This is a genomic window from Cryobacterium sp. MDB1-18-1, assembly GCF_004402735.1.
GTDB lineage: Bacteria > Actinomycetota > Actinomycetes > Actinomycetales > Microbacteriaceae > Cryobacterium > Cryobacterium glucosi.
In genome coordinates, this window is sequence record NZ_SOFR01000057.1 from 1 (window position 1) to 8802 (window position 8802).

10 protein-coding genes and 1 pseudogene are annotated in these 8802 nt (G+C 62.6%); 7 read left to right on the forward strand and 4 right to left on the reverse strand.

Annotation, left to right across the window (positions count from 1 at the left end):
- The 4 genes and pseudogenes from E3O50_RS14795 to E3O50_RS14810 form a co-directional block, all read left to right on the forward strand.
- The coding region (locus E3O50_RS14795; RefSeq protein WP_134564575.1) for an iron-containing redox enzyme family protein at positions 1 to 419 on the forward strand (419 nt) is incomplete at its 5' end.
- Positions 420 to 562: 143 nt separating this feature from the next.
- Positions 563 to 730, forward strand: coding sequence for a CDGSH iron-sulfur domain-containing protein (locus tag E3O50_RS14800; protein WP_134564576.1), 168 nt, complete (start codon positions 563 to 565; stop codon positions 728 to 730).
- A gap of 246 nt (positions 731 to 976) precedes the next feature.
- Positions 977 to 1645: an Asp23/Gls24 family envelope stress response protein gene (locus E3O50_RS19405; RefSeq protein WP_134558620.1), complete on the forward strand. Its 669-nt coding sequence runs from the start codon at positions 977 to 979 to the stop codon at positions 1643 to 1645.
- A 119-nt stretch (positions 1646 to 1764) separates the two neighbouring features.
- Positions 1765 to 1935, forward strand: a pseudogene (locus E3O50_RS14810) (GlsB/YeaQ/YmgE family stress response membrane protein); the annotation flags it as partial.
- A gap of 450 nt (positions 1936 to 2385) precedes the next feature.
- Here the strand turns inward: E3O50_RS14810 and E3O50_RS14815 are convergent.
- A complete protein-coding gene (locus E3O50_RS14815; protein ID WP_134449841.1) occupies positions 2386 to 2937 on the reverse strand; it encodes a hypothetical protein in 552 nt (183 codons plus the stop codon).
- Positions 2938 to 3319: 382 nt separating this feature from the next.
- Here E3O50_RS14815 and E3O50_RS14820 point away from each other — a divergent pair, with 382 nt between their 5' ends.
- Positions 3320 to 3961, forward strand: coding sequence for a hypothetical protein (locus E3O50_RS14820; RefSeq protein WP_134558618.1), 642 nt, complete (start codon positions 3320 to 3322; stop codon positions 3959 to 3961).
- A 380-nt stretch (positions 3962 to 4341) separates the two neighbouring features.
- On the opposite strand, the gene E3O50_RS14825 is transcribed toward E3O50_RS14820, so the two are convergent.
- Positions 4342 to 5049: a hypothetical protein gene (locus E3O50_RS14825; protein ID WP_134558617.1), complete on the reverse strand. Its 708-nt coding sequence runs from the start codon at positions 5047 to 5049 to the stop codon at positions 4342 to 4344.
- A gap of 590 nt (positions 5050 to 5639) precedes the next feature.
- On the opposite strand from E3O50_RS14825, the gene E3O50_RS14830 reads away from it, so the two are divergent.
- Positions 5640 to 6056: a twin-arginine translocase TatA/TatE family subunit gene (locus E3O50_RS14830; protein ID WP_134558616.1), complete on the forward strand. Its 417-nt coding sequence runs from the start codon at positions 5640 to 5642 to the stop codon at positions 6054 to 6056.
- Positions 6057 to 6071: 15 nt separating this feature from the next.
- On the opposite strand, the gene tatC is transcribed toward E3O50_RS14830, so the two are convergent.
- Entirely contained in the window at positions 6072 to 6824 is a 753-nt protein-coding gene (gene tatC / locus E3O50_RS14835) for a twin-arginine translocase subunit TatC (RefSeq protein WP_134558615.1), read from the reverse strand.
- A gap of 47 nt (positions 6825 to 6871) precedes the next feature.
- Positions 6872 to 7111, reverse strand: a complete 240-nt coding sequence (gene tatA, locus E3O50_RS14840) for a Sec-independent protein translocase subunit TatA (protein WP_134558614.1) — start codon at positions 7109 to 7111, stop codon at positions 6872 to 6874.
- A gap of 342 nt (positions 7112 to 7453) precedes the next feature.
- On the opposite strand from tatA, the gene E3O50_RS14845 reads away from it, so the two are divergent.
- On the forward strand, positions 7454 to 8401 hold the full coding sequence (locus tag E3O50_RS14845) for a ferritin-like domain-containing protein (RefSeq protein WP_134558613.1): 948 nt from the start codon (positions 7454 to 7456) through the stop codon (positions 8399 to 8401).
- Positions 8402 to 8802 lie beyond the last annotated feature (401 nt).

Here is an 8802-nt window from a genome sequence, read left to right on the forward strand (position 1 = left end):
ACGAGTACGGGGGCGGCCGGGTGGAGCGGATGTATTCGGTGCTCTTCGCCGCCACGATGCGCGGCGTCGGGCTCGACGACCGTTACGGGGCGTATGTGGGCGCGGTGCCGGCAATCACCCTGGCCTCGTTCAACACGATGTCCCTGTTCGGGTTGAATCGTCGCCTTGTGGGCGCGTTGGTGGGGCACTTGGCGGCGTTCGAGATGACGTCCGCGATCTCGAATCGACTCTACGCCGACGGTTTCCAACGCCTCGGTTTCGATGACGCGGTCACCGAATACTTTGACGAACAGGTCGAAGCAGATGCCGTACACGAACAAATCGCCGGCCGCGACCTGGCCGGCTCCTCGCCCACGACGACCCCGTCGCCGTCGCCGTCGCCGTCGCCGACATCACGTTCGGCGCCAACACCTGCCTGACCCTGGACGGCCGGATGGCCGACCACATCCTCACCACCTGGAAAGACGGGAAGCCTTCCCTACGAACCTCACCCCAGGCGGGTTTCCCGCCGGCGGCCACAACCACACCATGAGCCGGGCAGACACCCCCCCCCCCCCCCCNGCTGCAAAACGAAAACGGGGAAATACCCCGAACCCGCGCATCCGTCGCGCTCTGCCGTTGCGGCGTGTCTGCGATTAGGCCGTTCTGCGACGGCACCCACAAGCTCGTCAGCTTCACCACGAACCCGGCCCCGCAGTCCGAACCCCCGCCGCCGCGATACCAGCCCTGATAGTTGCACCCGCCGGGAGCCCGTGCGTAGGATTTCGACCACCGCCGAACGCCGGGCGCATCCACATCCGACGAGAACCGGGTGTCCGGACGGGTCCTGGGCCTTCACGGGTATTTTTTGCCACCCGATGTGACGAATCGGCCAGTCCACACGTCATAACTGTGACCGTCGTCGGGTACGACATCGGTGCAACACTGACGACTTGACCGCATCGACTACATAGTGCTGAAGCGAAGGAGTGCGACTATGCCGTTCTCGTCCCCGTCCGCGGTGACCCTGCCCTCTGAAAACCCGGGCGGCAGTGCGGGCAAAACATTCATCAGCGAGAGCATCATCGCGCAAGTCGCGGGCATCGCCGCCCGCGACGTCACCGGCGTATACGCCCTCGGCGGTGGCATGGCGCGCGCGCTCGGTGCACTCCGAGAAACCATCAACGGCACCGATGCAAGCCAAGGCATCGACGTAGACGTTGAAAAGGCAAACGTAGTCGTCAACGTCACACTCGTCGCCCAGTACCCAGCTCGCCTGCAGCAAACTGCTGCAGACGTGCGCGAAGCCGTGGTCCGGGCCGTAGAAGACCTCATCGGCATGACCGTGACCGAGGTCAACGTCACCATTGCCGACATCCACGAACCAGACGACACCGCCGACCCGCTGGCCGGTTCGGTCTCCAACTCCCCGGCACACCCTGCTCCGGTTCCCCCCAGCAGCACCCCAATGAACACAGAAAGCGAGAACACGATGAGTGCATCCGACAAGATCAACAACGCCGCCGAAGACCTCAAGGGCAAGGCAAACGAGGCCATCGGCAAGGCCACCAACGACGACTCGAAGGTCGCCGAGGGCCGCGCCGAGCAGGCATCCGCCAGCGTCAAGAAGGCCGGCGAAAACGTCAAGGACGCCTTCACAAGCTAACCCTGCAGTGCGGCAGGCTCCGGCCTGCCGCACAAAGCTCCGCCCCCGGTGCCGCCACCTCGGCGATCACCCGGTCCAACACTAGAAAGCGAGCACCCACCATGGGCTTCTTCAGATTCCTCCTCCTGGGCGTAATCGGCGCCCTCCTCGGCGGGTTCCTCGGCGGCCTGCTCTTCAAAGCCCCGCTCCAGGACTTCTTCTCCATCCAAACCTGGCTACTCGCCATCGGCGGCTCCATCGTCGTGCTGCTGATCTACGGCCTCGTCACAGACCGCCGCCGGACGACCTAAAACTAATCCTGTCCGGGCACCCGGGCAGGACCTCGCTGCGTTGGTCCGGGCCGCCCCGTCAAAGCGGACCGGACCAAGGCCGAGCGCCAAACCGACATTAGGCGTGCTGCCGATTATGAACAGAGCACGTTCCAAAGCCCGCCTCCCACCCTGCGTCAAGCTGGACGCACCCTCCTCGTGACGGCCTTGGTAAATCTGAGCGTGCCGGATGTCTTCATGCGCAGGCCCGTATAACAACCAGGTAGTGCACCCAGTGCACTCAGATTCCGTGGCTTGCACCGCACATTCCGCAAGCTCCGGTCAAGTCGTCGGCAGCGACTCGTCTCGCAGCAACAACGCGCGCTGGCCCTCGCAAGGAAAGCGTCCCACAGGCCAGCTGCGCGCGGTTGTGGCGGCTACTGCGTCACCGCAGTGTGGCCCCCAGTGGGGCCCAATCAGGGAGGTCTTGGTTCAGCGGGAGGTGTGGGAGAATCGTGCCAGCCATCCGGCGATCGGGCGCTGCTGCTCGCCTTGCTGGGCGGCGAGCACGATCAAGATCACGGTGAGAGCCGGCGTCACCCATTGCAACACGCGCTGCTGACGCTGCAGAGATTCGAGTTCCGCGGACGCGCCGGGACCGCCTTCGGTGGTTCCGATGGTGGCTTCCCCGGAGTGCTTGCTCATCTGCGTGCCCAAGATGCCCGAATACAGGGTTGTTCCCGCGGCCACGCCCGTGAGCGCCAGCTTCACGATGGTGTTCGCGCGCGCTTCGGGCTGACCGGCCAGACGCGCCTTGTTGCCTAGGATCAGGCCGGCCCCGCCGACCCCGTGGGCGATGAGGGCGGCTACCTGTACCGGCGCCCACCTTTTCCATCCCTCACTGGCCAAGGCCAATCGTTCCCGGGGATTCTTCGCCGTCGCGGCGCTCCCGTTGAGCCCAACAGCTCCCATCAATGCCCCGCCCGCCCATACGGCCAACCCCACATCATGCAGGCTGCGAACAAACGTATTGCGTCCAGTCACGGTGAACTCCCTTTCAGTACGGTTCTTCCCCGACGCGAATGCACAGGGACAGACACTAACTACGACGGGCGCCGCGACCGATTTCTCACGCCCGGCACCCACCACTACCACGCCTCACAGGTTCTTCCCAGTCCGAGCGCCCACGCCCTGCGCACCCCCCACGTGTCCGTGGACTGCGAAAAACGCGCACCGCCGCGGATACCGGGTTGTCATCAACCGGTATAGGTGGTCTCCAGTTTCGGGGTGTTTCGGCCGTGATGGCGACGATTCAGTTCTCGTCCTGAGCGCGTCGATTCCAACTGAAAGGGGCCCATGAGCTCCGTCACATCCCGGTCTCTGCCCTACCCGATGGGTGCCACCCCGGTTGCGGGGGGGCATCAACATGGCGGTGTATTCCGAGACGGCCGACCTGGTCGAGTTCTGCTCCTTCGATGACGCGGGCGTGGACACCCGCACCCCGCTGGCCGAGCGCACCGGCCACGTATTCCACGGCCTGATTCCCGGGGCGGGGATCGGTACGCGCTACGGCCTCCGTTTGCACGGACCCTGGAACCCCGCCAACGGGCTACGTCACAACGCCCTCAAGGTGCTGCTCGACCCCCACGTCCGCGCCGTAGAGGGCGCTTACGCGTGGGCCCAGGAAATGTTCAGACACGACCAGAACAACCCCGAACACTTGGACCCGAGCGACTCCGCCGGGTTTACGCCGCGCTGCGTGATCACTGACCCGGACTTGGACTGGACCGGCGACAGCGCACCGCTGACACAGCTCAGCAACACGGTGATCTACGAGGTCCACGTCAAAGGCTTCACCCAGACCCACCCTGACGTCCCGGACAACATTCGCGGCACCTACGCGGGCCTATCAAGCCCTGCCGCTCTCACGCACTTCACCGAGCTGGGCGTGACGGCTATGGAACTGATGCCGGTCCAGCAATTGGTGCAGGACAGCCACCTCGAAGAGAAAACGCCACACACTACAACGTCGTACAACGACGAATGCCCTGGCCCTGACCCCATGTGAGATCAAGCTGGCGTGTACCCCAAATTGGCAGGCCTCGCGGACAGCCTATGACAAAACCTCACAGACACTCTCGCGGCACGGTTGATCCCGGCATCAAGTTTCGAACTCACTGCTGCAGAATTCCACGAAAGCCCCTGATGACCAACCGACCTCCGATCAGTTCCGGCAACTCACAAAAGTACTGAGGTTCTCCTGCAATCCCGCAAGCTCGTTCGCGACTATTGCGATCGTCGCACCCTCCCCATTCGTTGCGCCCTGCCCTGCAACCGCTCATCGCTCATAGCTGGGGCTTCACGGCGGTGCCCCGGGTGCAGTTTTCATCATGGGCGGACGTACGCACCTCGAGGAACTGCACCAGGCGCCAGGTGTGTTGTGTGGTGTTAGCGTGTTCCGCTGGTCGTGACGATCGCGGTCCACGGACCGGCCGGGACGTCGCTTGCTGCGAGGAACTGCCAGTCGACAGTGTCGGTTTCCCCGTTGACGTCGGTGAAGTGTAGGCACCCGTTCAGCGCTGGGGACACGTCCATGCCTGCACCGTTGAACTTGCGGTTTTCGGGTCGTTGATCGTTGGAGCCGAAAACGTAGCTGGAGTCGTGATAGCTGCCGGGGCCGGCGTCTTCGATCTGGCCGTAGCAAGTCTGCCCGTTCGCCCGAATCCTGACCCACCTGTTCTTCATCAGACTCGCCGTAGGATCTCCCGCAGGCGCTGCGTAGGCCGGCTCCCCTGCCCACGGAATCACCTTCTGGCGCATGGATAGGGCAGTCTGATCGTGGACGTCATCGAAGGGAAGATCCAGGTAGAACGGGTTCTCCTTCGGAGTCATCTGGCTGGGAAAAAACCCATTGACGCCACTGCGCTGCTCGGTCTGACAGGACCCATCAGTGAGAACTCCGTCACACCCTCCAAAGCTCTGGATCCAGAGCGAGTTATAAGTGGAGAGAACCTGGCTGCCATCTGCGGCAGTCGGGTCGAAGACTTCGCCCACCCAAAACGTGGTCGAGACAATGTGCGTATGCCACGGGAACTGGGTCCCCGCCGGCCGGACAAAGAGTACGACGATCGTGGCGACGACCCCTGTCGCGGCCACGACGGCTGCAAGCTGGACAATTCGCGTGCGCGTCCAGCCACGCCGAGAACGATGACTGGGCACTCTGCTGTTGGTGCCTATGGGTTCTTGGTGACTGGGCGGCACGATCATTGAGCCCTCGGTCCCTGACCCGTCTTGGATTCTGGACACGAAGCTCCTTAGCGAAATGGATCATGTTCTCGGCCGGCGATGATGTCCCAGCCTCCCTGTGAAAGGGCGCTGAGCCTAGGCCGGATGTCGTGGCGTGTGGGTTTTCAGCCGTCGTGAGGCAATAACTGCGGTTAACCGCAGTAGCAAGCACCGGCCGGCCGCCTTCGTGGCCCTCAGTGAGCGGGCGACGCTCGTACGGGGTTAAAGGCGCAAAGAAATCGGCTAAGCGCACGTGGAGGCGGCGGGCGAGGGCAAAGGCAATCTGGTGAGAGTAGAACTTCCGAAAGATCCGACAATGGAATGGATGTTTTCTTTGCGCTTCCCGGAATCGCGAACTGAGCTGCTGCAGAGCAGTCCACGCGCAGCAGCTCATTTCAAAGGCGAATGTTGAACGAATCGCTGTCGGCCCTTGATATGGCTGGTCGGGTTATTGTGTGCGCATGTTTGGTTTGACGTTTGAGAAGTTGTTGCTGGTTGGGGTGGTGGCAGTCTTTTTGGTGGGCCCGGAGAAGCTGCCGCATTACGCGGCCATGTTGGGCCGTGTAGTGCGGCAGTTGCGGGTATTGGCGTCCGGGGCATCGGATCGGCTACGGGATGAGATGGGCCCTGACTTCGATGACGTCGACTGGAAGAAGTACGATCCCCGCAAGTATGATCCCCGCCGGATCATCCGGGAGGCGCTCCTAGACAGTGACGATACGCCGCCACACAGCCCGAGCCCGGTGCAGCCCCCCACCGACGTTCCGCTCGCTTCGCGGGAGGGAGCGGAAGATGTCGTCCAGCAGGCACCCGTGATCACACCGCCGGCGACCGGACTCTCAGGACCCGACATTTCCGGGACAAGCGACGCTCGTTGAGCGCAGCCCGCCGCGTCACGCGGTGAGTCCTTCCTCGAGGTTTTGGGCACGTTTGGCGGTGCGACGATCGTGGAGGGCAGCGATGCCGTACGCGGTGAAGTAGAGCAGGACCATGGGGATGGAGAGCAGGAACATGGAGATGACATCGGCGGCCGGGGTCGCGATGGCAGTGAACAAGATGATGATCAGGGTGGCGATTCGCCAGGACTTGATGATGGAGTGGGCGCTGATCACCCCGGCGAAATTGAGCAGGACAAGGAATACCGGGAGCACGAAAGCGATCCCGATAGCGACGACGAGTTTGAGGACGAAGTCGAAGTAGTTTTGGGCGTTGATGAAGGCCGCGTCTTGGGTGGGTGCGAATCCGGTCATGAGTTCCACGACGTGGGGAAGGACATACCATCCCGCCGCGCAGCCAGCCAAGAACAGGGGAACAGCGGTGAAGAAGAAGCCGAACGTGTACCGCTTTTCCGTGCGAGTGAGGCCGGGCATCAGGAACGCGAAGGTTTGGTAGAGCCAGACTGGGCTGGACACGATCAGGCCGACGTAGACCGATATTTTCAGCTTCAGGTCAAAGGCGGACGTGATGTCGGGGTAGTTGATTTGAGCGTTTCGGTGTTGGGCGTGAACGATGGCGTAGATCGGTTCCCTGAGTGCGTCCCAGACGAAGCCGGAGAGCAACCAGCCGGCGATGGTGCCGAGCAGAATCCCGGCCGCTGCGAGGAACAGGCGTTTACGTAGTTCCAGAAGATGCTGGCCCAAAGTCATCCGCCCCGCGGGGGCGGGCCGAGACCGGGCGCCCAGGACCACGACGGTTATGGCATCGAAGACGGCCCAGTGGCGCCCGTCTGCTTGGCGGGCTCTATGCGCGGCTCAGGGGTGACAGCTGACGAAACGGGTTTGTCGTCTTCTGGTTCCGTTCTGATTTCGCTTTTGAGAATCTTCATCGACTGCCCCAGGCTCCGGGCAAGCCCGGGAAGTTTGGGTGCGCCAAAGAGCAGCAGAATGATCACCAGAATGATTAGGAAATGCCATCCAGTCAAATTGCCCAGCATGATGTGGTGTCCTCCCTGTGACGAAAAATGAGTGAACGCATCGTATACCCCGACATCCACCGGCCCCGGGCAACCGAATAAATACTCCCACGCACGTCAGGCCGGGACCATGGTGGGTTGCAGCCGGTGCTAGGCTGACCGGCCGAGAGGGCCGCCTATTTGATGTTTTCAGTATCTTGAAACTAAACCCGTGCGAGCTCCTATACGGCACGGGCGGAGCGTAACGTTCGCAGGGTCGGAGTCATTCAGGCTGTGATGCGAGGTTGGACGCACCATGCCGTTTCGGGTGCGGACAGGGGTTCTGGCCCGCCATGAGCACACGAGATGGTTGGAGAAGCGTTCATGTTCGAGCACAAGTTCATTGCTAACGCGATCAGCAGGAGCGCGGAAAATGCCCTAGACCGGCGCCGCTTCTTCCAGGCAGCAGGAGTCGCCGGATTCGGTGTCGGATCAGCGGTGCTCCTCGCCGGTCAACCCGCCCTTGCCACCGAACGAAAAGATGACGGTGGTGCGCCCAGCGATTCAGCAATTTTGAACTTCGCCCTGAACCTGGAATACCTCGAGGCCGAGTTCTACCTCCAAGCCGTGACAGGTAACGGACTGCCCGATGACATGATCACCGGTCGCGGACAGCAAGGAGACGTCAGCGGCGGCTACGCCGTGCCCTTTGACACCCCTGCAATCCGTAAGTACGCGCAAGAAATCGCGGCGGACGAGAAGTCCCACGTTGCCTTCCTCCGGAGTGCCCTCGGTGGCGCCGCGGTGTCCCGGCCCACGCTCAACCTCGATGACAGCTTCACCGCCGCAGCCCTCGCCGCGGGACTCATCGGCCCCGGCGAAACCTTCGACGTGTTCGAGAACGAAGTCAATTTCCTCTTCGGCGCCTTTATCTTCGAAGACGTCGGCGTGACCGCCTACAAAGGTGCCGCACCCCTCATCAGTAACAGAACCTACTTGGAAGCCGCGGCCGGCCTCCTCGCCGTTGAGGCCTACCACGCAGGCATCATCCGAACCACCCTCTACTCCCTCGGCGTGGAGACCCCCTCGATCTACCCGACCATCCAGAAAATCTCCGACGCCCGAGACAGCCTCGACGGGCCCACGGACCTTGACCAAGGCATCGGCACAGCCGACACGTCCAACCTGGTCCCCACGGACGCGAACGCGCTCGCCTTCAGCCGCACCCCCGGCCAAGTCCTCAACATCGCCTACCTCACCCCCAACAAGGCCACCTCCGGCGGATTCTTCCCCGACGGCGTCAACGGCAAAATCAACACCAGCGGACACTAAACAACGGCCCTCTGCCCGATCCACAGCGGGCAGAGGGCGCCCCACCAGCCCACGAACGATCTCCCACACCGGGATGACTCACAATATTGGCACCACAACTCTCGGCACCGCATTATCTTCACGAAGGCGACGCAGAGCCAAACCGCCACCAGAACCGTAGGCCGCAACTCTAGAAAGACCATTTGTCCGTCGCTCACGAGCCGCCGCCTCAGCAGCCCCGTCCCCTCATTCCCGGGTGGGACGCACAAGCCCGCCAGGACTGCCGATCAACTGGGTGACGGAGCACACGAAAAACGTGAAGTCACTACTTGCGCAAAGGAACCGTCCGCGCACCAAATCGACGCCAACGTTTTACTCGTCCGCTACCGCACCGACACCCCGGAGAGTAGGCCAGACTGACA

Coding starts and splice junctions, on each gene's coding strand:
- E3O50_RS19405 (WP_134558620.1), top strand. CDS start 977: ATGCCGTTCTCGTCCCCGTCCGCGGTGACCCTGCCCTCTGAAAACCCG.
- E3O50_RS14820 (WP_134558618.1), top strand. CDS start 3,320: ATGGCGGTGTATTCCGAGACGGCCGACCTGGTCGAGTTCTGCTCCTTC.
- E3O50_RS14830 (WP_134558616.1), top strand. CDS start 5,640: ATGTTTGGTTTGACGTTTGAGAAGTTGTTGCTGGTTGGGGTGGTGGCA.
- tatC (WP_134558615.1), bottom strand. CDS start 6,824: ATGACTTTGGGCCAGCATCTTCTGGAACTACGTAAACGCCTGTTCCTC.
- tatA (WP_134558614.1), bottom strand. CDS start 7,111: ATGCTGGGCAATTTGACTGGATGGCATTTCCTAATCATTCTGGTGATC.
- E3O50_RS14845 (WP_134558613.1), top strand. CDS start 7,454: ATGTTCGAGCACAAGTTCATTGCTAACGCGATCAGCAGGAGCGCGGAA.